Source organism: Rhodococcus sp. CH91 (assembly GCF_022554085.1).
GTDB lineage: Bacteria > Actinomycetota > Actinomycetes > Mycobacteriales > Mycobacteriaceae > Rhodococcus.
Genome location: NZ_JAKFYR010000032.1, coordinates 1 through 1134, shown reverse-complemented (window position 1 = coordinate 1134; position 1134 = coordinate 1). Strand labels below are relative to the sequence as shown.

The 1134-nt window shown below is 66.3% G+C and carries 1 protein-coding gene; it reads left to right on the top strand.

Going from position 1 to position 1134, the window contains the following annotated elements; all coding sequences use genetic code 11:
* Positions 1-19: 19 nt before the first annotated feature.
* On the top strand, positions 20-1134 hold a 1115-nt coding region (locus MOM01_RS22940), incomplete at its 3' end, for an amino acid adenylation domain-containing protein (protein WP_308197037.1).

Here is a 1134-nt window from a genome sequence, read left to right as displayed (position 1 = left end):
CGACTTGTTCGAGGAGCAGGTGCGGTCTTCGCCGGAGGCACCGGCGGTGGTCTTCGATGGTGGTGAGTTCACCTATGGTGAGTTCGCGTCGAGGGTCAATCGTCTTGCGCGGTATCTGATTTCGGTGGGGGTGGGTCCGGAGTCGCGGGTCGTGGTGGCGATGCGGCGCAGTGTGGATCTGGTGGTGGCGGTGCATGCGGTGCTCGCGGCCGGTGGTGCCTATGTGCCGGTGGATCCGGATCATCCGGCCGAGCGGACCGCTCATGTGCTCGCCTCGTCGGATCCGGTGCTCGTGCTCACGACGTCGCGGGATGCGTTCTCCGATACGGGTTCCGTGCCGGTGATCGCCGTCGACGAGGTGGATCTGTCGTCGGTGCCGGATGCTCCGGTGACCGATTCCGAGCGCCGTGCGGTGCTGCGTCCGGAGAATACGGCGTATGTGATCTATACGTCGGGGTCGACGGGTCGGCCGAAGGGTGTGGCGTTGCCGCATGCGGCGACGGTGAATCAGTTGGTGTGGGCGCAGGATCGGTATCGGCTGGATTCGTCGGATGTGGTGTTGTTCAAGACGCCGTTCACGTTCGATGTGTCGGTGTGGGAGTTGTTCTGGACGTTGCAGATCGGGGCGCGGTTGGTGGTGGCCGAGCCGGATGGTCATCGTGATCCGGGGTATCTGGCGCGGGTGATCGACGAGCAGCAGGTCACGACGGTGCATTTCGTGCCGTCGATGTTGGCGGCGTTCGTGTCGGCGGTGCCGGCTTCGGTGGGGTCGAGTCTGCGGCGGGTGTTCGTCGCCGGTGAGGCCTTGCCGATGGAGACGGTGCGGCGGTTCGCGGCGGTGGCCGGGGATACGCAGTTGCACAACTGGTACGGGCCGGCGGAGGTGGAGGTGGTCACCTCGTGGGTGGCCGATCCGGCTGCGTCGGTGGCTCCGATCGGGTCGCCGGTGTGGAATACGCGGACGTTGGTGCTCGATGCGCGGTTGAATCCGGTGCCGGTCGGGGTGGCGGGGGAGTTGTATCTGGCGGGTGCTCAGGTGGCCCGGGGGTATCTGGGCCGGGTGGATCTGACGGCGGAGCGGTTCGTCGCCGATCCGTTCGGATCCGGTGAGCGTATGTACCGCACGGGTGATCT